We start from the raw sequence: 25916 nt of genomic DNA on the forward strand, positions 1-25916 counted from the left end.
GACGTTGAAACCGGGATTTCTCCAGCGTGTAGTTATTCTACCAGGGGATAAATCTTCTGGGAACTTTCGGACTGCCATTTTTTACCTTTAACCTTCTGGATCAGTTTGAGTTTCTTCTGTAGATTCTACAGGTTCTGGAGCTGTGGCTACTTTTACCATGGCGTGTCGGAGGACACGATCTCCGAGAGTATATCCCCGCACTAACTCTTCTGTCACAGTTCCTTCTGGATATTCTGTTGTTGCTTCTCGCATTACTGCCTCATGTAGATTTGGGTCAAACTCTTGACCTTCTGGACGCATAGGAGAAACTCCCAGTCGTTTGAGAGTATCTACCATTTGCTTATAGACAGTCTGATAGCTCTTGTGGATATTCATTTCTCCATCATTAGCTGGTTTAATTTGAGAACGAGCACGGTCAAAATTGTCAATTACTGGTAATAATTCGATGATTGTCGAGCACTTGACTTGTACATCCAGTTCTTCTTTTTCTTTTTGTGTACGTTTACGGAAGTTCTCAAAGTCTGCGGCTAGTCTTTTGTATTGAATATCTTTCTCTTCTAGCTGAACTTTGGTAGTTTCTACCTGAGTTTGCAGAGATTCATTTGCCTCTTTTAAAAGGACTATATTCTGTGACATTTGCTCGAAGTTTTGTTGGTCTGTATTTACAGAACCATTATCTTCAGATACTTCCTCAATATTTTCAAGTTTTTGAGATGAGTCTAATTCTGCGTTTGCCTCAACCACTTCCATATTTTCATGTATTTCTTGATTTGTTGTTTCTGCTGATGGTATCTCTCCTACCATTTAATTTTCTCCTGGATACTGACGGTTGTTACTGCTTTTAATTTTGCTTTTTTCCTCTGATTTATTCAGAATAAAAAGCACTATGGAAACACTGATTTTTAACTGGGCTATATAATTATTACCACCTTTAAACTTATTAGTTATCAGGTTTTTAGCGCCAAGCTTATAAGCTTAATATTAGCAAGTATAGTGGTTTATAGAAATTATAGGGTACTTAATTTTTTAGCAAAATACCTAACCAATTTCTTTACTAAAAAATTGCTAATATTACTAATTAAGTCTATGTCACAAATAAAATTATGGTTATCACTCTTAAAAAAACTTACTTATACTAAAGACAAAGACTCTTTTACAGATTTTAAACTAGAAAAGGTTAAGGTTGTTGAACTGGTCAACCATTAACATTAGTCTATTATATAATAGTTAGGATATTCTTTAAAATTAACATAGATTGCAATACTATCTCAGTCACTCTGAAGTAGTTCCTGAGACCTCAACAATAAATAATAGGCTTTCCTAGTTCTATGGCCTGATGTTTTTCGTAAACATTGTGTCCCTGGAGATTTCTTGACTCTAGTTTTAGATTATACCGAATTATTTTATATTAACCAAAACATTTTTCTGGTCGATATTTTTACTGGCTATAGCTGATTGTAGCTGCTATATCAAACAAAAGAGAAAGTATTTCTATGCTATGTGAATTAAATTGCTAGGGTTTTTACAGTAACATGGTAATTACTGGCCTTAATTCTAATTTAGGAGTTTTGTATAATTGTAGACTATCCCTAGATTAACTTAACTAAAGCTATTCAAATACTCACCAGAAATAATATTAAACCAGGAAACAGGAAATACTTAATCAGTAAACTAAGTTAACGACTTGTTAAGCTGGTGTAAATTTCATCAAAAACTTAGGGAATACTTAGATTCAGGAGAATTTAATTTATCAGCCATGGCCCAAACCTCTTCACGGAATTCACGCACCGCTATAGTTGCCCTTAGCAATCTTTCTCCTTTTGGGAATAAACTGGTTCAAGCAGGCTATGTCAACATTGAACAATTCCAAAAATGTCAAGTTGAAAGCCGTAAAACCGGTAAATCTTTGACAGATCTGCTCCAAGCTCTAACAGGACAAGCTTTACCTCCAGAATTACTGAGGCATTACAAAAAGCAGCAGCTATTTGAACTAATGATTTTCTATGGTGTAGCTGCCTTTGACCCAGAAATAACTCAAATTCCACCACAACAAGTATGTTATCTCATTGACACAGTAATTCCGATAGAAACTTGTCGTCGTAACCGAATTATACCACTATTTAGCCACGAAACTCATTTGGCAAATCAGTTAGTCCGAGCTGGCAAAATAGATAAAAACCAAATGTTAAAAGTTTTGACTCAAAGAATTGGTTCACAAGGTACATTCGTTGAGGAATTAGAGAAGTTTGCTGGAGATTCACTGCCGTCAAATTTGCTGAATGAACATGAAAAACAGCAACCCTTTGTGATGGTAGCAATGGCCGACCCTGATAACCTCCAAGCTTTAGATGAACTGAAAAATAAAATTCTCAGACATCGTGGATTAACTTTACAGCGTCTGGTCATTACTCCAGAAGATTATCAACACCTAATTAACTACTACTTAGACGAGCAAACGAAAAAGGACGCTGTTGCTGCGAAAAAGGCAGAAGAAAAAGAGTTAGAGCTGGAGTCAGGATTTTTTGAGACTCAGCAATTAGAAGAAGCTGAAGATGAGAATGCGGTAGAGGACATAGCACAAAGCATCTCTGAAGCTGAAGATGCTCCTGTAATTAAGGCTGTTAATGTAATTTTAGTGAAAGCTCTGACTGAGGGAGTATCAGATATTCATGTGGAACCCCAAGAGGAATTTATCAGAATTCGGATGCGTAAAGATGGGGTATTGCAAGAATATTTTCGGTTTCCGAAAAAAGTTATCCCAGCTATTACTTCCCGCTTCAAAATTATTGCTAACTTAGACATTGCTGAACGACGGCAAGCTCAAGATGGTCGTATTCGTAAAGTATTTAAGGGACGTACTATTGACTTTAGGGTAAATAGTTTACCTAGTCGCTATGGTGAAAAGATTGTTTTACGGATTTTGGACAGCTCTAGTACCCAACTAGGGTTGGATAAGTTAATTACAGACCAGGATACTTTGGCTTTAGTGAGGGAAACTGCTAGTCGTCCATTTGGATTAATTCTGGTGACGGGGCCAACAGGTTCTGGTAAGTCTACTTCTCTATATTCTGTCTTGGCAGAACGAAACGATCCGGGGATTAATATAAGTACTGCAGAAGACCCCATTGAATATGCTTTACCTGGGATTACTCAGTGTCAAGTGATTCGAGAAAAAGACTTAACTTTTGCTAATATCCTCCGGGCATTTCTACGACAAGACCCTGATGTCCTACTGGTGGGTGAAACACGGGATAAGGAAACAGCAAAAACGGCTATTGAGGCAGCATTAACTGGACACTTAGTTTTAACAACCCTACATACTAATGATGCAGCAGGGGCGATCGCTCGACTTGATGAGATGGGAGTTGAATCTTTTATGGTCTCTGCTGCTTTGTTAGGTGTTTTGGCACAACGTCTAATGCGTAGGGTTTGTAGTGAATGTCGAATTCCCTATACTCCTGAACCTAAGGAGTTGACTCGCTATGGTTTAGTTCCTTCTCAGGAGCAGGATTATACTTTCTACAGAGCAAATACTATACCAGTTGAAGACCGCAGGGTATTGGCAGAAAGGGACGAACTTTGTAAAAAATGTGGTGGTCTAGGTTACAAAGGTCGTGTAGGTGTTTATGAATTTATGAAGTCTACAGAGCGACTACAAACTCTAATTACTCAAAGAGCACCTACAGAGCAAATTAAGGAAGTAGCAGTTGAAGAAGGAATGACTACTTTATTGCAGTATAGCTTGGATTTGGTGCGACAAGGTTATACCACTTTTGAAGAGGTAGAGCGGGTAACATTTACTGACTCTGGTCTGGAGGCAGAAATGAAGCGCCAAGCTAAACAGAATCTAGTTTGTAAGTCTTGTAATGCTGAATTAGAGGCAGAATGGCGATATTGTCCATATTGTATGACACCCCGCTTTGAGTAGTTGAGGAGTAATTAACTTTTTAAGTATAGCAAATGCAACGTTTTTCGGGAGATTGAAATTATGTCTTTTATGATTGAAGATGTGTTGGAGTCCCTTGTAGAGCAGGGCGGTTCAGATATACATATCCAAGCTCGCGCTCCTATTTTTTTTAGAATTACTGGCCAACTTATGCCTCAGCCACAGTTTGGAGAAAATCTTGACCCACTGGAAGTGCAAAATCTGATTTTCCAAATGCTCAACAATATGCAGCGTAAGCATTTGGAGCAAAATTGGGAACTTGACAGTGCTTATGGTGTTAAGGGGTTGGCTCGTTTCCGTTTAAATGTTTATCGGGAGAGAGGTAGTTGGGCAGCTTGTATGCGTGCTTTGGCTTCTCAAATTCCTAATATTGATAAGCTTGGATTCCCGATGATTTTACGGGAGATGACTGAGCGACCAAGGGGACTTTTTCTAGTGACAGGGCCGACTGGATCTGGAAAAACAACTACTATGGCGGCTTTGCTAGATTTGATTAACCGTACCCGTTCTGAACATATTCTCACTGTTGAAGACCCTATAGAATATGTTTTTCCTAACGTTAAGAGTTTGTTTCATCAACGGCAAAAGGGAGAAGATACAAAAAGTTTTTCTAATGCTCTGAAAGGGGCACTTCGTCAAGACCCGGATATTATTCTGGTGGGAGAAATGCGAGACCTGGAAACTATTGCTTTGGCTAGTACCGCAGCAGAAACAGGTCACTTGGTATTTGGGACTTTACACACTAATTCTGCTTCTAGTACGGTAGACCGGATGTTAGATGTTTTTCCTCCAGAACAACAACCTCAAATTAGGTCGCAGTTGGCTAATTCTATTGTTTGTATTTGTAGTCAAAACTTGGTGAAAAAAGTTGGTGGGGGTCTCTGTGTTGCTCAGGAAATTTTGATTAATACTCCGGCGATCGCTAACTTAATTCGGGAATCTAAAAATGCTCAACTTTATTCTCAAATTCAGATGGGTAAAAAGTTGGGTATGCAGACTATGGAAATGTCTCTTGCCGATTTATATAAAGAAGGAAAGGCTACTTGGGCTAATGTGATGGCTAAAGCGGTAAAGCCAGATGAGTTAGAAGCTTTGATTGGTCCAGAACCTAAAGTGAAGGGAGAAAAAACTAAGGCTCGTCGTTAGATATTATTGGGCGATCGGTTGTCGGTAGTAGAGGAGTGAGGAGTATTAGAAGAACTTCATACAATCTTCCTTTCTCCATTCTACTGAGTAAAGTACTTTTGACAATCGTATGAAAAACAAACTTCTTGAGAGGTGGTAGGTGATAGTTAACGAAGTCAGAAGTCAGAAGTTAACCCACCCCTAACCCCTCCCAGGAGGGGAAGTAGGGGATTTGAGTAAGCCTCCGAAAACATTTCGCCTTAAAAGGCAGGGTTGCGCGACCCAATTATTTTGATCAAAGAGGTTTTTTCGCTTAAGGTCTGATTTGGAAACAGAGTAAAGCTAATGATAATTAAAAACTTTTTCAAAAGCAATTTAAAATCACGCCACCTAAGCAAATAGTTGTTTATTAAAGATTAAAAAAATGAGGAAAATAAACTATGACTAGCAATTTAGCCAGGAAAAAATCTAAAGGTGGATTAGAGGAACAATTAAAAGCATTTGAAGAAAAATTAAACGTCGCCCTTGCTACGATTACTGTTAAGGACTTAGCTGTTTTTGCACGTCAATTTGCTGCGATGTTTAATGCAGGTGTGCCGATGGTCAGGTGTCTTAAAGTATTACAAGAACAAAGCTCTAATTATAAGATTAAATATGCTCTAAAAATGATTAGTGCAGAGGTAGAAGAAGGCACTGAATTGTCAGAAGCAATGAGGAAACATCCTGCTTGTTTTGATGAATTATTTCTGAGTATGGTGGCTGCTGGAGAGGTGGGTGGTGTCCTTGATGAAGTGCTTGAGCGTTTGGCAGTAATGTTGGAGAAAAATGCTAAGACTTTGAGTGAAATTAAGTCTGCTATGTCTTATCCAAAAACTGTTATGTTTATTGCTTTGGCAGTATTTTTTGGTATGACGACTTTTCTATTACCAACCTTTGCCAAAATTTTTGAAGAAATTGGTACTGAGTTGCCTGCTTTTACTGTTTTTATGTTAGGTATTAGTGCTTTTTGTAGAACTTGGCCTCCTATTCCTCAAGTAACGGCAATAGGCACAATTATTTTTATTTACGTTGTTTATACAATGGTTTATAAAACAGACCAAGGTAGGCTATTTTTTGACAAAATATTTCTGAAACTTCCTATTTTTGGAGATATTATTGAGAAGTCGGCAGTGGCTCGTTTTTGTATGATTTTTGGTACTTTGACTCGCTCCGGTGTACCAATGTTGAAGTCTCTAGAAATTGTGAGAAATGTGGCAGGAAATGCGGCGATCGCTGAGTCTGTTGAGTATGCAAGGCAAGAAATTCAAAGTGGGGGAATGATTAGTTTAGCTCTGCAAGAAAAGAAAGTTTTTCCTTCTTTAGCAGTTCAAATGATGGCTATTGGAGAGGAAACTGGTGAGTTGGATGCGATGTTGATGAAGGTGGGAGCTTTTTATGAACAAGAAGTTGAGGAAGCCGTAAAATCTTTGACAAGTATGTTGGAACCTTTAATGATTGTTGTTATTGGTGCGATGGTTGGTGCGATTTTGCTTTCTATGTATTTACCTATGTTTAAGGTATTTGAAGATTTGTAGAGTGAATTGAAGAAGGAAGAAGGAAGAAGGAAGAAGGAAAAGTATTACGTTGTCTGAGTTTTAAACTTTTGAACTGTCCTAACCTTTCCTTTGACTGCTATAAGGGATTTGCAACTTAATAAAGTACCAATTATTGGTGTAGAAAAAGGCTCGTGGCTGTCATTGCGAGGCGATGATATTAAACTCAACCTCAATCGGGAATAGTTAAGCTAGCCGAAGCAATCTCTACTCTATAGATTAGCTGGTAGTCTATTTTTTTGCTAGTCCCTAACAAGTTGTATTCCCTGTTCCTATCCAAATTTTATATAGCAAAGAACGAGTTGGTTAGGACTTATGCTGATGATCAACCTTAGACAGGAAAATTTTTTTCCTATTGTTCCCTACTCCCTACTCCCTATTCCCTATTTGAAATAGTAGAAAATTATAAGTTAAATATAAGAAAAAATTAAAATTATTATGGTTATAAAAAAATCAGATTACGAAGCACTACTAGCAGAATATAGTAATTCACAAGCAACAATTGCACTACTTAAACAACATAGACCATACTTAGAAATGCTTCCCAGTATGCGTCGTCCAGAAGATAGTTTAATTGTGATTCCTCTACCTATTATTAGTTTACGAAAACATGGTAATGAGTCAGGAAAAACTGTTAATTTGCCTTGCGATCTAGGAATTTTTATGTGCGACCCTGAGTGGAAGGTTAAGACAGGAGCAGAAATTTTTATTTTTATTTATAGACCCCAGGAAGACTTTTCCGATCTACTTAGTCGTTGGCGACAAACTCAGATTTTATTAGATAAGGAATATGAATGGGTAATGCCTCAAGGTTATAAACACATTTATTCTCAAGAAGCTGAGGAAATTTATCCTTTATTTGTTTTATTTTCAGAGACTCCAGAAAGGATTAAAAGAGGATTGATAGGAGCATCTTTACCTTTCGTTGTACAGCCAACTTTTGATTCGATAGAAATGGAAGTTGAGGAGTCGAATATTGAAATACAGACAATGTTATCTCAGATGGATGATGGGATTAATGATGGTTAAGAAAAACAGAGATTAGTGTCGCTACCCGGAAGTTAAAAGTCATGCATTTAAAAGTCAATCATTTTTGATCTGTAATTGTTTTAGGATTTTGTAACTGGTTAGTTATTTCTGCCATCCTGCACTAGGTTAGCGTAAGCATTCAGCTATTAGCTGTCAGCTCTCAGTAAAAAAAGCGGGTCTTAATAAATATAGACTGTTTCAGCCAGCTTTTATAATAAGTATAAATTCTGACTCAATTAGTAAAGCTTTTATCTAAAATTAAAAGCAATAGCTGATGGCTGATAGCTGACGGCTGAATGCTTATAAGTTAGCTATTCTTGTTTTTTTTCATATATAGCAATGTGCGCTGGCATATTTACAAATTACAAGAGGTGTCCAATAGCTAAAAGTCTTGTATTATCGGTCTTTTATTCCCCCAGATGAGCTGTTGCCAGATGAGCTGTTGCCTGCGCACAGCGCTATAGCATTAATAGGAGCCGTTTTATGGTTTGCTATAATAGATCATTTAGTAGTTCGACTATTATTAGATTACCGTCACAATGACAAATATTTAAGCATAAAATTTTTCAAATAATTAACTATAGCAATACAAGAATTGGTTAGGAGATTTTTCAATCCTGTTTCCTGACGGATTCCGCACCGAAAACCCTTTTATCGAAAAATAGTGGTCTACAGCTTCCCCTTTGAAGGGGATAAAAAAAGATAATTCCGTATTTTCTTGCCTCCTTATTGTAGAGGTACTGATAACTGATAACTGATAACTGAAATGACAGTTTGCTATTGCCTATTCCCTAGTGCGTAGCGCTATATTTGTATTGAAAAATTCACAAAAATTCATACAATTTTGTCCTGAACAGACTGTATTTCTCTAGTTAGTAAGCAGAAAAAAATAATTACAGAAAATTACAGCAAGTAATAAATTTTGTGTAGGTTCTTAGTTAAAAAAAACAGTTTTTGCTAAGTATATAGTAGATTCGTTAAACTTTACTAAAAAGCAATAAAAAGTAATTAAAAATAATGAGTCCATCATCCAGCAATCTAAAAGAAAGATTTAAATACTACGGTAAACCAGGAAAAGACTTTCCCCGATTCGACCCCAATCAGCCCTTGCCCGAAGAGGTTGAACCCACCGCGAGATATGAAGCTCATCTTGGTTTGCGGGTTTTCCCCACCTTGCCTTTACTTCCCCTCGGTAAGTGTCAATTATTTTCAGGATTGGCCAAAAAGTTGGGTGTCCGCAGCATGACTGGTCCTTCCTTCAGGCAGTGGATGCCTTCTAACTTAAGTCGTCTGCGTTACGATAAGTTCAGCGATGAATATTTTGTAGAACGGCGTTTAAATGGGTTTAATCCGGGAAAATTGAATCCTGTTGAAGGTAAGGAATGGCAATATGCGGTTAATTACAAAACCGGACGCTATGAAGTTGAGCCAGGAGGAGTCCTCCCTGAATATATTGAAGCTCGTTTTTTACTACGCGATCGCGCTCTTCATGTTCACTCAATTGACTATGATCTAAAAAAACAAGCTTTTACCTATTATCCCACAGATGGAGCAAAGTGGCAAAAGGCAAAATATTATTTTCGCAGCGCTGAATACGTTTTTCAGGAAATTCAGTCTCATTTGGGACGGACTCACATGAATATGGACCAGTATGCGATGGCATTTTATCGCAATGTGATCAAGAATCCAATTCGCGAGCTCTTATTGCCTCACTTTGAAGGATTAATTCATATTGACAAGAAAGGAGCATCCATGATTATTGGCGACCGGGGGTTTATTCCCAAAGCCTCCGTTTTGACTGCAACAGGTGTAGATGGGATTCTGGCAGAAGAAATTGCTCTGTTGGATTATCACTGGTCGCCAGTTGAGCGCGCTCTCCCCGACCCTATTGATAATAATCATTTTGATCGTGCTTCTTCTGCTATGTGGGAACTGCTCGAAAAATATGTTTCCCAATTTTTTGCTAATAATCAGCAGGAAATTAAAACCTATTGGAATGAAATTGAGGGGATGTCTAAAGATTTAGTTACTCATTCCGTTTTCAAGCAGCCGAAAAAATTAGCTATTAATAACCAAGAGGACTTGCAACAGCTTTGCGTTTATATTCTTTATCACTGCACTTTCTTTCATTCTTGGGTTAATAACAAACAATATGAAGATGGTGGAGACATCGACTATGCTTCTATCGGACTGTGGGATAAAGACGATCCGAACTATGACCCTCAAAAAGTTGAAGAGCGATATGATGCTCAAGTGAAATTAATGTGGACTTTAGCAAATGTTCATTATAATCCGGTCATTGAGTATGGTCATCCTCATCTGAAACAACTGCTTTGGGAATATCGCGATCGCATCGAACCAGGGATTCCTTTAGGATGGATTATGATGAGTATCAATATTTAGGGTTTGCGCTCAAAAGTATTTTAGTAGGGGGAGGAGACAGGAGACAGGAGACAACCCACCCCTCGCCCCTCCCAGGAGGGGAAGACAGGAGAAATGGGAATTATAGAGGAAGTAGTCGGAAAAATTGTAAGAGTGATTTTTCTGCCATAATCGTCCCAAAATACTAGCTTTATGCAGCTCAAAAAGCTGAAAAGCTGGCACTTTTTTAGACCAAAAAATGCTAAAATCCATATCATTCAATGCTTTGATATTTAATCAGCAAGCCCTATTTAGACCGGGACTTACGAACTCCAACCAATAAACCGGGTTTATGGCCCTCATTATTTGCTTTAAGAGCAAGAATTTGGGTTAATATACCCAGTCGATCAAAATAAATTGAGATGATTTGCATAGTATAAATACCTGCCAAGCTACGGATTTACATACTACTTTTAATATTCAAATTAAAGTGCGGAATGTGGGTTTTAAGGTGAAATATTTTTGGAGCGAAGCTCAAATCTCCGTTACAAAAATAACTTCTAACTTCTGACTTCTGACTTCTGACTTAATTCAGGTAAGTCCTGTAGATCGAGAAAACACGAGAACGGATATAGCAATCAATGAAAAAAATTTGGAACACCATTCTCTTCTTTTTTTACTTAATTTCTGCCTCGTTACTATTTATGTTGGCAGCATTTAAAAACAAGGGACGTGCAACTCATAAATATGGTGTCGGTGGTGCTGGAACCTTGAAAGTGGTCGATACTCCGGAATTTCCCCAACACGAATTTTGGCAAGGGGAGAAAGTTTTTTCCGTACAAATTCGCCATGGTGCAGTAACATTTGAGGATGATGCAGCAATGGACCTTCGCAGTGCCTCTCTCAAACTTAGCGACCCCTCAGAAAAGAGCGTACTCGATATCATTATGAATACAGGACCTCGCACATTTAGAGACATCATCGAATTTTGGAATTTTACTTTAGCATCTATACGAGATAGAGAAGAGGGTGAACTTGTCAGTTCTAAAGGACTCAAGGTCTATTGTGAAAGTCAACCAATCTTCAAAGATATTTTCGCTGAAACTCTACGACGCGCTCCTGATTCTTTTAGTCAGATGTATTATCACTCGAAGTTAGTCAACTATTTTAAAGCTAAAGATGGCAAACTTAGGTATGTTAAATACCGTCTTCTTCCTGAAGACCGGGGAGTAGATTCTGGGTTAATCTCGGGAGAGGATTGGGAAAAACCTTGGTTGCAAAATCGCCTTCCTGATGAGACCAGACCTATTGATTATCTCCGCAAGGAATATGTTGAGAAACTTTCCCAAAAACCTATTATCTATCATCTCCAATTACGCTTGCATGAAGATATTCAAGGGGATAAAACTAAGATTTTTACCCAAGAAGTAGAATGGAGTGAAGAAACTTCCCCTTGGTTGGATTTAGCAACGATAACCATAGGTCGGTCGCTTTCTTTTGAAGAAACGGAGAAACTATCTTTTGATATCGGTAGGCAACCGGATTCTTTGGGTGCAGTGGAGGCGTTTGATGCTCACGATCCTAATTCTGTGAATGCTGCTCGTCTTAGGATTTATGGTTTATCTCTTGCAGTAAGGAGTTTTTTATACAGAAAAAGCGGCAAGTTTGAGTAGGGTTCGCTTATGGAAGTCTTTTGGTCAGAGGAGGAGTCAGGAGACAACCCACCCCCTACCAAAATACTTTATTCAGCAAACCCTATTTAGAAGTAAATAATTTAAAGTAAGTAGAAACTAAAAATTCTTTGATAGGAATTGCTACAAAAGTCAAAGGATTAATTGTGACAATAATTGTTCTAACATCTGCTTTTGCTAATTTTACTATCTGTTTTGCCACCCAATCAGCAGACATTATTCCAATGGGATTAAGATTACTTTTAAACGGACCTAATATTAATTTCCGAATGACACAGGGAGCATCTAATTTTCTTAAAGTAACTAAATCTCCAAGGGTTCTTTTTGTGAGTTCATATAGAGGACTAAAAGCTGGAGAAACTTCTGCTTCTGATGTGTTAACCCAGACTTCTTTACAGGCAATATCAGAATTTGTTCTCACAGTTTTGAGGAAGATTTCTAACATTCGCCAACTAGAAAAAGTATTAATTTCATAAGATTTAGCGATCGCTTCTGCTGTCTTTTCTCCATGTACGTTAATGCCATGATTTAATACTAAAATATCTACTTTTTTAAATAAATCTGCTAAATTATTTTCTTGACTTACTTGCCAATTTATGGTACTTACTTTTAAGTCTTTACCATCTATATTTATAGTAATAGTTTGATTCCCAGAGGTAAGAGCAATTACTTTTGCCCCTGCTTTGTGAAGATGTAGGAGAAGCGATCGCCCTAAACTGCCAGAAGCACCTGTAACAGCAATAGTTTTACCTTTGAGAGAAAGAGCTGTACCCATAAGTTTATCTACCAGACTCAGAGTACCGCAAAAATAAGCATTTTGATTATCGAAGTGGTGTCGCCAATGATAAGAACGGTTAACAAACCAATAAGTGGGAGGCTCTGAGAATGCACCAGGAAGATGATTGAGGTCTGTAAGTTGGTCAGCATGAGGAATACCAATACCACGAGCGATCGCCGGAAGCAAGAAACTTAAAGTATAAACAGAACCTGCTAAAGTAGCCCAATGATAAGAAGGTATCCAAACAAAAGTTAGTGCCCAGAGTAACAGACTAAAAGTCAACATTACCAGAGATTCTGGGACATCGTGATACCAAGTAGCTTTTTGATAAACCTCTGTACTGACAGGAGTCAAGTCTGGGCGGAAAACACGATGATGCCAACCGTGCCATTTATACAAAGGAGACCAAATATGAGAAACCACATGATAAGTATCTCGCACCAGTTCCACAAATAATATAGAACCCAAGACCCAACAAATGTTGGCTATCCAAGGGTTGACCAGATAAAACTCCATAAACCTCACTATCAAATATGTTATATAAATATACTTTAAATTAACATTAGAAGTATTGCTTTTCTGATAGGAAGTCTTAAAGTTATATCATGTCCGGTTGAATACTTATAAAAAGCGACGGAGGATTCAGGAGTCAGGAGTCAGAAGTCAGCAGAGAAGGAAGAATGAAGAATTTTTTTTCATAAAAAAAGCACTACGTCTTTTGGTTAAAACAATAATTTAGTTATAAGGGAACAGGGAACAGGGAGAAATAATTGATAATTTTTTGATTTTTGATTATCACGCCTATGTCTATTTAGCCGGACATAATACTATAGGAGTCTAAGGAAAGAGGACGGACAGATCAAAAGCTGAAAACTCAGACAAGGTAAAATTTTTCCCTCTTCCTTCTTCCCTCTTCCCTCTTCCTTCTTCCTTCTGCTATACTATTTTCCTTTATTAGCAAAATAAGTATCAAAAATAGCTTTAGCAATTGGTGTCGCACCTACCGAACCGTAACCACCCTCCTCAACTGCAATTGCTACAGCGATTTCAGGATTATAAGCAGGTGCAAACCCAATATACATCGCATTATCTGCCTGCCCAGGAAGTTCCACCGTGCCAGTCTTTCCTCCAGATAATGGAATAGTACCATCATTCAAACTCCGACCAGTACCCTTCCTCACCACATCAATTAATCCTTCGCGCACTGTATTAATAGTTGAAGGTTTCAGACCAATTTTGACTGATTTAGTAGCTGCAGTGCCAGTTTGAGATGCCAATAAATGAGGCTTTACTCGATACCCACCATTAGCGATCGTGCTGACCATCACTGATGATTCTAAAGGAGTTACCAACACCAAACCTTGACCTATACCCATAGTCACAATATCAGCAATATGCCAAGGTTCTCCATAAATCTCTTCTTTTTCTTTAGGAGTGGGAATTTGACCATGATTACCATCTATCCCCAATAGTTTTAAGTCAATACTGCCACCAATACCTAACTCTCGCCCCCACTTAGAAATTACTTCCGGGCCAATATTCACAGCCATTTGATAGAAAAATGTATTGCTACTGTAAGCTAAAGCATCCCTAAAACCAATTAACCCATAACCTCCACTATGTTCGTTAAAAGTGATGCCACCAATAGTGACAGCATTATAAGTTCTCACTCTAGAGTTAGGAGAATACTTACCAGACTGGAGTGCTGCAACAGAAGCAACTGTTTTGAAAGTACTTCCTGGCGGATAACCCTGGAGCGCACGATTCAAAAAGGGCTTACTTGCACCTTGCAGACGTTGCCATTCTGAGGTTGTCATCTTACCAGTAAATAGACTAGGGTCAAATGTAGGTCTGCTTGCCATTGCTAAGATTTCCCCTGTTTTGGGATTGATGGCAACTGCCACACCCCGACGGTTTCCTAGTGCTTTTTCTGCTGCTTTTTGAATATCGATATCTAAGGTTAATTTGACTGATTTGCCTGATGTCGGATTTTTGGCTCCCAGTTCCTGGATTTTGTTACCTTTAGCGTCAACTTCAATCAAACGATTACCCCAAACTCCCTCCAATTTAGAGTTTGCGGAACTTTCTATCCCCATTTTACCAACAATCATTCCCATTGGGTATTTGGGGTTAGATATCAATTCTTCTTTGGTTGCTTCGCCAGTATATCCAATCAGATGAGCTGCTAAACTGCCATTAGGATAGTAGCGAATATTTTCAGTACGCACTTCTAGTCCTCGTGTTTCACCAGTTTTTTCTGCTAATGCTATGAAGGTAGTGGGATCGAGATTAGAAAAGATTCTAACTCCTAGGGGTGAATCATAGCCAACTTCTTCTAATTTGTTGATAATATCGCTAGCGGAAATGTCTAAAATTGAACTTAATTCGGTTGCAAGTTCTGACCACTCTGCAGCTGAGTATTCTTGAGGCCACAAATATACGGAGCGAGACAGCTTATTACCCGCTAAGATTTTACCTTTGCGGTCATAAATTGTACCACGACTCGCTGCCACTGGAACTAGACGAATGCGGTTGTTTTCTGCACGTTCCCGGTTATACTTTCCCTGAACTAATTGTAGTTGTACTACACGATAAGCATTGATGCCAATTAAGCTAGTGATCAGTAGCATCATTGTGAATGCTTGCACCAAGCGACTACGTTTCGATACAATTTGTTGCCCAGCACTTCTGGCAAGGTGAGGAGATTTAGAATATAAACCAATATCTTGAGTCATTATAATTGCATAAGTGTTTCATCTTGTTGATTTTTCTTTACACCCTGCTTTTTGTCCGGAATATTAACCACTTTTAGTAGTAGATGTACCTTTAAAAAATTGTGATTAATTATTTGTTCAATTATATCTTTTCGGGTTATAGTTAATTGTATATTTCACTACATTTTACCATGAGTTAAAAATGAATAGTTATAGCAGTAGCCATTACTACATTTGACATATCAAAAGCTTAAAACTCAGACAACGCAACATTTTCCTTACTTATTTCTTCCTTCTGCTATACAAAAAAGTTAGAGGAAACACAGCAGAAGGAATCAAAGATATTTTTACTCTGCTAAAGAGTTGAGAGTAACTATGGCTCTTGGAGGAGAAAGCAATATGAGATTTGGATAGCATTAGTATTAGGCTTTGTTGCATGAAAGTTGCGATTCGCTCCGCGATCCGTTCCGGAATCACAAATTACTCCCACAAGAGGGGGAGACTAGATGTCTACTTGATAACTTTCGAGCTTACCATTATGTATCATGGGGTTAAGTATAGTGCATTGAATGAATAACTCCACCGCTTGGTTGTTAAATAATCCTCTTCTCAACTTTCCTCCAAATAGAGCTTTGAGTCTAAACATTGTAGTTTCTGAAGCGAGAACGCCTGTGCTAGCCACTTTCACCTTTCCACTTCTTTCGCCCACAGATACCAATGCGTCTAAGGTTTTTATCTCTAGGATGGGGAGTACCTCTACAGTTGCCATGCTGCCAAATCACCGCATTTTTTCGTGGCGGAATTGTGATTTTAGCTCCTTTGTGACTAGCTTTTTCATAGCACTTGCACTTGTCGTATGCTCCATCGCCCGAAACTTTTACTATTTCATCTTCAACTCCATCAAGCAAGTCAGAGAATACTTGGTCATCACTAACATCGTTGGTTGTTACTACAGCAGCAATTATTTCTCCTGTCGCTTTCCTTCGGAATGCTGCGCAAACATTTACCCCTAGATGTAGTTTACGCAATTTTACAGGTTTGCCTACACCGTCAATCCTGGTCTTCCATTCCCCTTCACCATATACTTTGACTCTCGTAGAATCTACTACGCTCGTGAGTCCCTTCTGCCTTTGGTATCACTGGTATAGTAATGTTTAACTTCCTGATCAGACGAGATACAGTGCTATGGTCTGGTACAGGTAAGTCTAGTTCCATCAAACTAAATATAGATTCGACAAATCCTTCTGTTTGTCGTCCTGCTAATCCAAACAAGCTACTCACAGAGACCATTAATTCAATAGCTACATTACTATAACTATTCGATGCTCCCCTAGGTCTTGTTTTCTGTTGGTTTACCCACTGCTCTATTACTTCAGGACTGAGCCAAAATGTCAGACTCCCTCTGTGCTTTAGGGAAGGATCATATTCAGACCAGTTGCTTACCCGGTACTTGGAATTAGACTTGGAGTTACTCAGATCTACTTCGGTGTAGGTTTTGCGTGTCATGCACTGCTATTTTTACCCTATTTCCTTCCTTTGTGCAACAAAGCCTCAGTATTATTAAATATTGAGGAAGAAGAGTCAATATTTTCAGGGCTTTCGGAACGGAAAGTCCTTACTAATAATAATAAAAGAAACTATATCATTCCGATTAAACAGAATTTGATATAAGACTCTACAAAAAAGTCATTCTCTTCTCCAGTTTGATTATTTTTCCCCGTTCTTTGTTATATCTTTCACTCCTTGCTATTATCAATTTTTTTCCTCTTCTAGAAACCCTTGTAACTTACTATACACGGAGTAATATCAAATCCGGTTGAATACTTATTATATCATGTCCGGTAGCATTGGTCTTGTATAGCAAAGGTAAGGAAGAAGGAAGAAGGAAGAAGGAAGAAGAAAGAGGGAAGAGGAAAGAAGGCTACCCTCGCAAGAAAAAACCATCATTTCCTGTAGATATTCACCCTTGGGTTTACACAAACGATATAAACGGACATGATATTATATAGTTAGGGGAGATGGTCCGATTTAATATTGGGGTTTGCACATTATGGAATGATATTGCCAAAAATTAGTTTAGATTTTGAGTAAAAAACCTAATATTAATCATTTTAGCAATTCTCAAATCCAAAATATTGTTCATCAAAAATCTAAAATCATTTGTCTCTGTGCAACGCCCTTTCTTCTTCTTTCTTGCTTCTTTATTCTTTCTTTCCTCCTGAATTATGACTCATCCGTTATTTATTTATAAGTATTCAACCGGACATGATATAAAAGCGCATTAAATAATTAGCGTATTTAGCTAATTTAAGAAATCATCTCCATTTTGTAAGCTTTGACTTTACTATCAATTCCTGTAATATCTGTCCCGACAACTACAGCATTAGCTCCTAAATTCATAGCTTTTTTTGCCATTGTGGGAGAAGCAATACCTCCTTCACAAATTGCTGGCACTTCTAAGTTTTTTACTATCTGTTTTAACAGCTCAAAACCAGGAGGAGATTTTGTGATTGTTTGCTCAGTATAACCATACAGAGTAGTGGCGACAAAATCCGCACCTTCTTCTACAGCTAGTTGTGCTGCTTCTATAGTATCTACATCGGCCATTACTGATTTTCCTAATTCATTATGAATACGAGTAATTAATGTTGCTAAAGTTTCTCCTCCCGGACGTTTTCTGGCAGTAGCATCAACAGCAATAATATCTGCTCCTGCTTTGGCGATCGCTTCTGCATCTGAAAATTGGGGCGTAATATAAACTTCAAATCCTGGTATTTGTTGCTTCCACAAACCAATAATTGGTTGAGTAATTCTCTGTCGCACTGCTCGAATATGGGATGGTGTATCTATTCTCACTGCTGAAGCTCCCTGATTTATAGATGCTTGTGCCATAGCTGCAATAACTTCTGGATGATTTAAAGGGGAGTCAGTGGGAGCTTGACAAGAAATGATTAAACCTTGTGGTAATGATAGATCGGAGTATTTATTAGTCATGGTTAAATAATTATTTTGTATAGATGTTAGAGCTGATTTATAGATTATAAGTAGAGATAAATTCATGTAGTCAGTATCAGGAATTATACCAATTTTATATGAGGCTGTACAGAATTAGGTGTTAGGTGTTAGGTATTAGACTTTATATCAAGTCCGGATAATTAGTAATAAAAAACTTTCTGATCCTCTTCCTTTTTATTCTCTCTTGACTCCTCCGTCGTTATTTATAATTATTCAACCGGATATAATATTAGGTTTTAGGTGTTATACCAATTTTATGTGAAGCTGCATTTATTAACTTGTATCTCCCGATCTACAATCAACTCTGATTAAAATATTATTCTATACAACTTCATATTAATTTGATATTATAGGAATTTTCACATAGATAGACTATAGTGGCTAAAGCATTTTTCTGCTCCCCACTCCTTAAGCAAAAATAATTTCGTAGTCTACTTAAATGAAAAGTGCTGTAAGCTCCACAAATAAAATATGATTATACCATTTTAAAAGTAATAGTAATAAGATATTTGAAAGTTTCAAATAACTATGAAAACAACAAAAGTTATTAAATACTTGAAACTTACTTATAGAAATTACCATACTGGTCAGGTATATTACCAATTACCTATGACTGAATTCTTATTTGGTCAGCAAGTCTATCATTTTACTCAATAAATATTCGAGATTAATTGGTTTAGTCAAACATTCATCTGCACCAACAGTATAACAATATTCCATATCTATTTGTTGATCAAAAGTAGTTAATGCCAGAATTTTTGGATTTTCACTACTATTTGTTGTGCGTAACTGCTGGATAATTTCTACACCATCCATTCCTGGTAATTGCATATCTACAATTACAGCAAGAGGTTGCAACAAAATAGTTTGCTCCACTGCTGTAGAACCTTCTATTATCCATACAACTTTTAATCCTGCTGCTGTCAAAATATCACAAATTACTGTGGCAACATCTTCTTCTTGCTCAATCAACACTACACTACCTTGCAAGGATAAAATATTAGGTGAATTTTCTTCTTTTTGTTTTAATTCTTCATTTTTTAATGTTAGGGGTTGTGCTGGTAATTTCACTGTAAAAGTAGAGCCAAAATCAATAGCAGATTCTACTTCAACAATTCCACCATGAAGTTCTACTAATTGTTTTGTTAAAGCCAGACCTAAACCCGTACCACTTTGCTGACGATTATAAGGAGAATCTAGTTGTTGAAATTTCTTAAATAATAATGGTTTTTGCTCTTCAGAAATTCCTATACCGGTATCTTCTACTTGAAAAATTGCTGTATTTTTGTCTCTGATAACTTTAAGTATGACACTCCCCCCACTAGGAGTAAATTTAATTCCATTACTGAGAAGATTAAAGAGAATTTGTTTAACTCGCCTTTGGTCGGCAGTAAATAGATCTAGTTGTGGATTTATTGTTTGTTCTAAAGTTAATTTTACTTCGTTTTTTTCTGCTTTTTCTCTAAAAGTTTGCCAAAGTTCATAACTTAATTTAGAGAGAGAAAAATCACCGATATTTAAAACTGCTTTGCCAGCTTCTACTTGAGATAAATCTAGAATATCATTGATTAATTCTAGGAGATGTTCGCCACTATCATGGATTATTTGTAAATAATCTCTTTGCTTTTGTATTGGTATTGTTTTAGCTCCTCTATTGCCATAAGACCAGCGTAAAAGAGTTGAAGAAATACCAATAACACAAGTGAGAGGAGTGCGTAATTCATGACTCATTGTGGCTAAAAATTCACTCTTAGTACGATTAGCTGATTCTGCTGCTTGTAGAGTATCATAAAGTTCTTGAGTCCGTCTAGCCACTTGCTTTTCTAAAGTTTGTTTTTGCTTTTGCAATTCTTCATATAATTGAGCTTGGTAAATAGCGATCGCTAAGTGTTCTGCTATTTCTTTGAGAAATATTTTTTCATGATCTTGCCACTCTCGAATCGAACAGTGATGGGCAATTAATAATCCCCATAATTGTCGATTGACTATAATTGATACTACTAATTTAGCTTTGACTTGATGTTGTTGCATCAATTCTACTAAACAAGGAAATTTACCATAAACTACTTCTGTATCAGCTATAGCACGAACAAATGTTTTACTATATTTCACGATCGAGTTATGGGGAGGAAAAAAGCAGTTTTCTCCTTCACTTAAACCTAATACTGAAGAAATTTTTTCGGATGCTAATGCTTCATATTTAACAGTACCTTTTCTTTGATTGTCTGTTGTAATATTATTTGTTTTATTTGTTAATGATAAGGAATAATTAAATTTATAAATTAATAATCTATCAACTTTAATCAATTTTTGAACCTGCTCTACAGTCGTTGATAAAATTTCTGGTAGTTCTAAACTTTGACGAATTTGAGTTGTGACTTGATTCAGAAGTATCTCTTGTTCTAGCTGTTGGTTTAGAGCTTGCTCAATAGGTTTACATACTAATGGATATTGTTGATTATTCAGTATTGAATCCGGTCCTGATAATCCATAAATACCAACTATTGAATCATTTATTGATAGTAAATTTGATGTCTGAGAATAAGATTTTTTTTTCTTGATTGTTTGACTACTTGTTTGCTCTAAAATAGAATCTATATTTTCATTAGAAGTCAATAATTTTAGTAATTTCAAGGTAAATTCATCCTGGAGATTTGGATTATTGACTTTCAGGTTATTTATTTGAGATTTAATTTGAGAGATGAGCGCTGAGTTACTATTATCTTCTTCTATAATATTAAAAATCTGGTATACAAAAAGTGTGATTGCCTCTGGGTCAAAAGTTAAACCTACATTAAATTTGAAATTTCCCACATTTTCCCTTGAAAAAGGAAAGGTAGAAGAGTTAGATTGTAAATTATGATCTTTTTGTCGGTCTTCTGTCTTCTGACTTTGATTATCTGATGACTCCTTGACTATTGTGCCCCACAAAAGTCCATTAAACTCCTCTGAAATAACTACTGTAAATTTTAGGTCTGGGAATTTATGAGATTGGGTGGTGGCAAGTATATCTTCCGTAATTAATATAGTCTTCAAACCTTGAGTTGTTTGTTGCAATAGCTGACTTAAAAGCTCAAGGGTATTTAAAGGTAAAATTAAGTTTGGTTTTGCAGGTGGAAACTGGGCATCCCCGGTGATTTTGGATAAAATGGCCATAAGAATATTCCGGACCAGGACAAAGAGTATTGCTTATGTAATTATTAAGCTTTTTTTTATATTTTAGATTATTTAATCTAACTGTAAATTTATCCAAGTTAACATATTCTCATAGCATATTTTTTCATACTGCTTATTCTTCATTATTTTCAATGACCAACCTAGTTCAGCTTACACTCTATTCCACTGTTGGAAACTTACCCTTCCACGATTTTCAAGTTAATACTACTACTTTAGTAAAAAAAGTAGCAGAAAAATTTCGACAACAACCAGAATTACCAGGAGTTATCATTACTAAAAATACAAAAATGTTGGGTATGATTTCACAAGTCAGATTCTTAGAGTATATGAAATCACCAGGAAATAAATACTTTTATTCTAGGCAACCTGTTAGCGAATTGTTAGATTTTCTTAGCACTCCTCCTTTAGTTCTTTCTGAAAATTTTCAAATTAATGCTGCAGTACTAACTGCCCTAAATAGACCAAAAAATTATATTTACGAACCAATAATTATAGTGTTGTCGAATGGCAATTTAAGATTGATAGATTTACATGATTTACTATTAGCACAATCGGAAATTTTAGTAAAAGCGTATAACATGATTCAAGATAAAACGGAGAAATATAAATCAGAAATTTCCGAATTATTTCCTCAATACGAGGATAATAATGATGAACCTACTGGTTTGCTGTTAGATTCTAAATCTCTGATCGAATAAATTAAAAACAAACTCAAACAGTGAAATAATAAGTCAAACTAACTGATAAAAAAAAAGCTGATTTTTGATCTATTATTTCAATATTGTCTAATTGTTTCCAACAAATTTCTTAGGCGGTAGATGGTAGGTGTAAATTCAAGTGAAAACACTGGAAAGGGAGCAGAAATTTGGGATATTCCTTCAATATCGCTTCAATAGAACATTTTTATGATACTTAATCATCCGGATATGGTATATAAAACAAATTTAATCTGTGTTCAACATTTAGTATTGTAATCCTTAAAGCGGTTGTGTATATAATATCTGGAAATTAGGAAAAAGGGAAGATTTAACTAGAAACAGCGGTGAGTTTTTTATAAATTATGCACGGATTGATATAATATTCAGATTATTTACAATAGTCTATCAATGCAGTAAACTAAACCAAGATATTAGCTATTTTGCATTTAAACCATATATCTAAAATTTGTGCCAAAAGGAACTCTTAACAGTGGTGCGACCCCGCATCTGTAGTAGACGCAAGGGAATGGGCGCTCCTGTGAAGGATATAGAATTTAAATTATTCTTAGCTTAATTAGGAATGAAGAGTTACTAATTCATCAGAATGTGTGGAAGATAGCTCTTAATAAATTATAATTTAAGCATCATAGTAAACTATGCTCTAAACTCCGAATTAGTAGTCTGATACCTTTAATAATAAATGTCTATATCTATAAGTTTAAATTTAGGAGAAATACAATGAAGTTACCAACTTTTCTAATAATAGGAGTACAGAAGGCAGGAACTACATCCGTCTATGGATATTTAAAGGAACATCCCCAGGTGTATATGAGTCCCATTAAGGAAACAAATTTTTTCGCTACAGATTGGGAAAACAATACAGAAAAAAAACCAGATACAGGAACAAGAAAAAGAATTAATAGCTGGGAAAGATACTGTGAACTATTTATGAATGTAAAAGATGAGATTGCTATAGGAGAAGCTTCTCCTAACTATCTTGTTAACTATAAAACTTCATCGGAAATGATTCAACGTTATGTTCCTGATGTGAAAATGATTGCTATATTGAGAAATCCTGTAGACAGAGCTTATTCTGATTATTTAATGCACCTTCGCGATGGGATAAATGTGGGAAAAGTTCGTTCTCTAAGCGAACAAGTTAAATTTCGTGCAGATAGTTCTTCAACAATCAAGAAAGGATTATATTATTCTCCTATCAAACATTATTTTGATAGTTTCGACCGGGAAAAATTAAAAATTATTCTCCATGATGATTTAACTAAAGATTCTTTAAAGGTTATGCAAGAGATTTATAGATTTATTGGGGTAGATGATACATTTAACCCTGATACTTCAAAGCGTAGTCAAAGTGCGGCTGTACCTAAGAATCAAACATTGAATAATTTATTGAAAACAAAAAATCCAGTTAGGACAGCTATTTCATCAACGCTTAGAGTATTAATGCCTTTAGAAATGCGGCAGAAATTACGCTCTAGTATAATTAAGTTAAATTCAGCAGGAAAAGAACTCAAACCTCTTTCTTCAGAAGAGCGTCAACTATTAACTGAATTCTACCGTGAAGATATTCTCAAATTACAAGATTTAATTGATAGAGACCTTTCATCTTGGTTGGAATAGTATGGTAAGCATTCAGTATTCAGCAGTCAGCTATCAGCTTTATTATCTTTAAAAGAGAAAAAGCAATTTTATCAAAGTTTTAGAGTAGGAATCTCTGTCTGCTAACTATAACGTCTTAGTTTTTCTATTGTTGTCGCTTTTGTGGTGATGAAAAATTAGGCACTCATAACTATAACGTCTTAGTTTTCCATCTACTAAGTAGGTTACTTCTACAAATCAGGCACCCATAACTATAACGTCTTAGTTTTGCCATCTAGTAAGTATGATCGGGACTTACGCATGAGGTACGAAAAACAACGATCCCCCTAAATCCCCCTTAAAAAGGGGGACTTCCGGTTTCCCCCCTTGTCAAGGGGGGTTAGGGGGGATCTCCAGCAGTGTATCCACACTTACTGAAAAATTCGGCGTTGGTAAATTAGTGTATGATATGAATCTTAATTCTTTAGGAGTCAGGAGTCAGAAGGAAAGAAAGAAGAAGAAACCCCGAGTAGAAAGATAAAGTTTTTCGGGGAGCGTAAAGGTCACGGAGTTCTATTGCGCTCTTATCCAGACATGGTATCATATCTCAAATTACCAACGCCAAAAATTCTATACAATAATGTTCTAGCACGTTGCTGAAATACTGAGAAAATTTTTGAGGCAAAACATTGGGTGGTTATTTATAAGAATTTTTTTTAGGTTGGGTTGAAGTAAGAAAGTTATGATGGTTATGGAAAATCGATGTTTGTATTTGTAGCTATTACAATAATTGTAAAAATTCTTTTATTGAGCTATGAATTTTCCTAAAACAAATCAGCAGAATCAGATACCACGACGTTTTCGAGAAAGAATACAAGTAGCTAAAGATAAAAAACTTAAGGAATTAAACTTAAGTAATGTTTCTTTGAGCAGAGATGATGAAATATTGACTGAAATCCCTACTGAGGTTTGGAAGCTAGAGCAGCTAGAAGTATTAAATTTAAGAAATAATCAATTAACAAACATTTCGGAGTCAATCTCTAAACTCACCAATTTAACTAGGCTTTATCTAGGTGGTAATCAATTAACAACTATCCCGGATTCAATCTCTAAACTCAGGAACTTAACTGGGCTGGATTTAAGTGATAATCAATTAAAAAACATCCCGGAATCAATCTCTAAACTCATCAATTTAACTGGGCTTTATTTAGGTGGTAATCAGTTAACAAATATCCCGGAATCAATTACTCAACTCACCAATTTAATTAGGCTTGATTTAAGTGATAATCAATTAACAACCATCCCGGATACAAATTTGAGAAATTAAACGAATGGAAAAGTAATGGCAGACAAAAAACTAACTGCGATAATTATCCCTATGATGAAGTGGATATCCGAAGTTTAATTGATCATGTAATAGACATTGATGATGTAATAGACGGAGACTTGAGTAGAGAATTTTTACAAGCTAGTCATCGTCCAAATGATATTTATATAGTTGATAGTAGAGATTTTGTTATAGATAGTAATAATATTGTTGGGAATAAAACCATGACAAAAAAAATTGTCAATGACCAAAGCCAAAATATAGAAAATAAAGATGGAAATATTGTGGGTAATGTATTCGGTGACGAGAGTAAGATTCAAGGTAAAGTAACAGCAAATTCTCCAGAACCAGAAATAGAAAAACCCAAGAAATTTGGATTTCTAGATTCCTTGACTTGGATGCAGAATGGGCAAATTATTTACTACTTGTTATGTACAATATTTGCCATTATTGGCATTGCTATATTGTTTATCCATCCAAAATCGGTAGAGAAATTTCAAGAGATATTTCTCACTCCGCAAGTAGAAAAAGAATTCGATCAAAGGGAGTAATATTATGTCTGATTATAGCTGCACAGTTTTAGCTGTGTCAATCTACTACAAATTTTACTTTTGAATTTTTAACTTCCTAACGCACCCGACAAACCTTACTTTTGACTTTTGACTTCTGACTTGATATAAAATTGCATCCTCAGAAAATTGATACTTTGCCATTAGTCTAATCCATATTCATTTTTTAATCTAGTGCAGGATGGCAGAAATAAGTGACCAGTAGAAGCAATGCCTTCTTCCTGAGATAGAATACTCAGAAGTGTGATCGCGATCGTAAAATAAATGGTCAATAGCCAAGCTAAAAATGATCGGCATT

17 protein-coding genes and 1 pseudogene are annotated in these 25916 nt (G+C 36.3%); 12 read left to right on the top strand and 6 right to left on the bottom strand.

Annotated features, from left to right (window positions below; genetic code table 11):
- Positions 1–87 precede the first annotated feature (87 nt).
- On the bottom strand, positions 88–804 hold the full coding sequence (gene grpE, locus F6K06_RS14840) for a nucleotide exchange factor GrpE (protein WP_287241846.1): 717 nt from the start codon (positions 802–804) through the stop codon (positions 88–90).
- Between the two features lie 952 nt (positions 805–1756).
- Here grpE and F6K06_RS14845 point away from each other — a divergent pair.
- From F6K06_RS14845 to F6K06_RS14875, 7 genes are all read left to right on the top strand, one after another.
- Positions 1757–3928: a GspE/PulE family protein gene (locus tag F6K06_RS14845; protein WP_287241849.1), complete on the top strand. Its 2172-nt coding sequence runs from the start codon at positions 1757–1759 to the stop codon at positions 3926–3928.
- 60 nt (positions 3929–3988) lie between these two features.
- Positions 3989–5092 (top strand): type IV pilus twitching motility protein PilT, encoded by a 1104-nt coding sequence (locus tag F6K06_RS14850; RefSeq protein ID WP_287241852.1) that lies wholly within the window; start codon positions 3989–3991, stop codon positions 5090–5092.
- Positions 5093–5511: 419 nt separating this feature from the next.
- A complete protein-coding gene (locus tag F6K06_RS14855) occupies positions 5512–6645 on the top strand; it encodes a type II secretion system F family protein (RefSeq protein WP_124142658.1) in 1134 nt (377 codons plus the stop codon).
- A 456-nt stretch (positions 6646–7101) separates the two neighbouring features.
- The gene (locus F6K06_RS14860) at positions 7102–7692 is read left to right on the top strand and encodes a hypothetical protein (RefSeq protein WP_124142659.1); all 591 of its coding nucleotides are present in this window, start codon (positions 7102–7104) and stop codon (positions 7690–7692) included.
- 1017 nt (positions 7693–8709) lie between these two features.
- Positions 8710–10095 (top strand): lipoxygenase family protein, encoded by a 1386-nt coding sequence (locus tag F6K06_RS14865; protein WP_287241856.1) that lies wholly within the window; start codon positions 8710–8712, stop codon positions 10093–10095.
- The gene (locus F6K06_RS14870; RefSeq protein ID WP_287241859.1) at positions 10068–10262 is read left to right on the top strand and encodes a hypothetical protein; all 195 of its coding nucleotides are present in this window, start codon (positions 10068–10070) and stop codon (positions 10260–10262) included. Before F6K06_RS14865 ends, F6K06_RS14870 begins: the two co-directional genes overlap by 28 nt.
- 432 nt (positions 10263–10694) lie before the next feature.
- Positions 10695–11726, top strand: coding sequence for a hypothetical protein (locus F6K06_RS14875; RefSeq protein ID WP_287241862.1), 1032 nt, complete (start codon positions 10695–10697; stop codon positions 11724–11726).
- An 82-nt stretch (positions 11727–11808) separates the two neighbouring features.
- Here F6K06_RS14875 and F6K06_RS14880 read toward each other — a convergent pair whose 3' ends face one another.
- The 3 genes and pseudogenes from F6K06_RS14880 to F6K06_RS14890 form a co-directional block, all read right to left on the bottom strand.
- Positions 11809–13038, bottom strand: a complete 1230-nt coding sequence (locus F6K06_RS14880) for a bifunctional sterol desaturase/short chain dehydrogenase (RefSeq protein WP_287241864.1) — start codon at positions 13036–13038, stop codon at positions 11809–11811.
- A gap of 425 nt (positions 13039–13463) precedes the next feature.
- Complete coding sequence (gene mrdA, locus F6K06_RS14885) at positions 13464–15257, bottom strand: penicillin-binding protein 2 (RefSeq protein WP_287241865.1); 1794 nt, start codon at positions 15255–15257, stop codon at positions 13464–13466.
- Between the two features lie 481 nt (positions 15258–15738).
- Positions 15739–16742 (bottom strand): annotated as a pseudogene (locus F6K06_RS14890) (IS5 family transposase).
- A 347-nt stretch (positions 16743–17089) separates the two neighbouring features.
- Between F6K06_RS14890 and F6K06_RS14895 the strand changes: the two are divergent.
- Complete coding sequence (locus F6K06_RS14895) at positions 17090–17245, top strand: hypothetical protein (protein ID WP_161564684.1); 156 nt, start codon at positions 17090–17092, stop codon at positions 17243–17245.
- Between the two features lie 298 nt (positions 17246–17543).
- Here F6K06_RS14895 and F6K06_RS14900 read toward each other — a convergent pair whose 3' ends face one another.
- On the bottom strand, positions 17544–18230 hold the full coding sequence (locus tag F6K06_RS14900) for an N-acetylmannosamine-6-phosphate 2-epimerase (protein ID WP_124147023.1): 687 nt from the start codon (positions 18228–18230) through the stop codon (positions 17544–17546).
- Between the two features lie 642 nt (positions 18231–18872).
- The gene (locus F6K06_RS14905; RefSeq protein ID WP_287241867.1) at positions 18873–21407 is read right to left on the bottom strand and encodes a GAF domain-containing hybrid sensor histidine kinase/response regulator; all 2535 of its coding nucleotides are present in this window, start codon (positions 21405–21407) and stop codon (positions 18873–18875) included.
- 152 nt (positions 21408–21559) lie between these two features.
- Between F6K06_RS14905 and F6K06_RS14910 the strand changes: the two genes are divergently transcribed.
- From F6K06_RS14910 to F6K06_RS14925, 4 genes are all read left to right on the top strand, one after another.
- Positions 21560–22126, top strand: coding sequence for a hypothetical protein (locus F6K06_RS14910; RefSeq protein WP_124147022.1), 567 nt, complete (start codon positions 21560–21562; stop codon positions 22124–22126).
- 738 nt (positions 22127–22864) lie between these two features.
- The gene (locus tag F6K06_RS14915; protein WP_124147021.1) at positions 22865–23764 is read left to right on the top strand and encodes a sulfotransferase; all 900 of its coding nucleotides are present in this window, start codon (positions 22865–22867) and stop codon (positions 23762–23764) included.
- Between the two features lie 772 nt (positions 23765–24536).
- Complete coding sequence (locus F6K06_RS14920) at positions 24537–25049, top strand: leucine-rich repeat domain-containing protein (RefSeq protein ID WP_124147019.1); 513 nt, start codon at positions 24537–24539, stop codon at positions 25047–25049.
- Between the two features lie 59 nt (positions 25050–25108).
- Positions 25109–25600, top strand: coding sequence for a hypothetical protein (locus F6K06_RS14925; RefSeq protein WP_124147018.1), 492 nt, complete (start codon positions 25109–25111; stop codon positions 25598–25600).
- Positions 25601–25916 lie beyond the last annotated feature (316 nt).

Source organism: Okeania sp. SIO1H4 (assembly GCF_010672695.1).
Lineage (GTDB): Bacteria > Cyanobacteriota > Cyanobacteriia > Cyanobacteriales > Microcoleaceae > Okeania > Okeania hirsuta.

Bases quoted from the DNA above. Each gene is read 5' to 3' on its own strand.
- F6K06_RS14920 (WP_124147019.1), top strand. From the start codon at position 24,537: ATGAATTTTCCTAAAACAAATCAGCAGAATCAGATACCACGACGTTTT.
- F6K06_RS14900 (WP_124147023.1), bottom strand. From the start codon at position 18,230: ATGACTAATAAATACTCCGATCTATCATTACCACAAGGTTTAATCATT.
- F6K06_RS14860 (WP_124142659.1), top strand. From the start codon at position 7,102: ATGGTTATAAAAAAATCAGATTACGAAGCACTACTAGCAGAATATAGT.
- grpE (WP_287241846.1), bottom strand. From the start codon at position 804: ATGGTAGGAGAGATACCATCAGCAGAAACAACAAATCAAGAAATACAT.
- F6K06_RS14915 (WP_124147021.1), top strand. From the start codon at position 22,865: ATGAAGTTACCAACTTTTCTAATAATAGGAGTACAGAAGGCAGGAACT.
- F6K06_RS14910 (WP_124147022.1), top strand. From the start codon at position 21,560: ATGACCAACCTAGTTCAGCTTACACTCTATTCCACTGTTGGAAACTTA.
- mrdA (WP_287241865.1), bottom strand. From the start codon at position 15,257: ATGACTCAAGATATTGGTTTATATTCTAAATCTCCTCACCTTGCCAGA.
- F6K06_RS14845 (WP_287241849.1), top strand. From the start codon at position 1,757: ATGGCCCAAACCTCTTCACGGAATTCACGCACCGCTATAGTTGCCCTT.
- F6K06_RS14870 (WP_287241859.1), top strand. From the start codon at position 10,068: ATGGATTATGATGAGTATCAATATTTAGGGTTTGCGCTCAAAAGTATT.
- F6K06_RS14850 (WP_287241852.1), top strand. From the start codon at position 3,989: ATGTCTTTTATGATTGAAGATGTGTTGGAGTCCCTTGTAGAGCAGGGC.
- F6K06_RS14875 (WP_287241862.1), top strand. From the start codon at position 10,695: ATGAAAAAAATTTGGAACACCATTCTCTTCTTTTTTTACTTAATTTCT.
- F6K06_RS14865 (WP_287241856.1), top strand. From the start codon at position 8,710: ATGAGTCCATCATCCAGCAATCTAAAAGAAAGATTTAAATACTACGGT.
- F6K06_RS14880 (WP_287241864.1), bottom strand. From the start codon at position 13,038: ATGGAGTTTTATCTGGTCAACCCTTGGATAGCCAACATTTGTTGGGTC.
- F6K06_RS14905 (WP_287241867.1), bottom strand. From the start codon at position 21,407: ATGGCCATTTTATCCAAAATCACCGGGGATGCCCAGTTTCCACCTGCA.
- F6K06_RS14855 (WP_124142658.1), top strand. From the start codon at position 5,512: ATGACTAGCAATTTAGCCAGGAAAAAATCTAAAGGTGGATTAGAGGAA.